The sequence below is a fragment of the Vibrio aquaticus genome, assembly GCF_003970385.1.
Classification (GTDB): domain Bacteria; phylum Pseudomonadota; class Gammaproteobacteria; order Enterobacterales; family Vibrionaceae; genus Vibrio; species Vibrio aquaticus.
On the sequence record NZ_RXZH01000188.1, the window covers coordinates 1 to 386 of the forward strand.

At 52.3% G+C, this 386-nt stretch carries 2 rRNA genes; both read right to left on the minus strand.

Going from position 1 to position 386, the window contains the following annotated elements:
* A 5S ribosomal RNA gene (gene rrf, locus EJ063_RS20725) occupies positions 1 to 85 on the minus strand; the annotation flags it as partial.
* Between the two features lie 109 nt (positions 86 to 194).
* Positions 195 to 386: ribosomal RNA gene (locus EJ063_RS20730) — 23S ribosomal RNA — on the minus strand; the annotation flags it as partial.

Sequence of the window (386 nt, forward strand, 5' to 3'; positions counted from 1 at the left end):
ATGCCACACTACCATCGGCGCTACCGCGTTTCACTTCTGAGTTCGGCAAGGGATCAGGTGGTTCCACGGCGCTATGGCCGCCAGGCAAATTCTTCAATCTGAGAAAGCTGATGTGAATAACGACTGGTCGCTATCACTGAATTTGAGTAGTTCGTTCATTCGCTACAAGGCCCAGAACACTTCTTGGGTGTTGTATGGTTAAGCCTCACGGGTAATTAGTATGGGTTAGCTCAACACGTCGCCGCGCTTACACACCCCACCTATCAACGTTGTGGTCTCCAACGGCCCTTTAGGACCCTCAAGGGGTCAGGGATGACTCATCTCAGGGCTCGCTTCCCGCTTAGATGCTTTCAGCGGTTATCGATTCCGAACTTAGCTACCGGGCA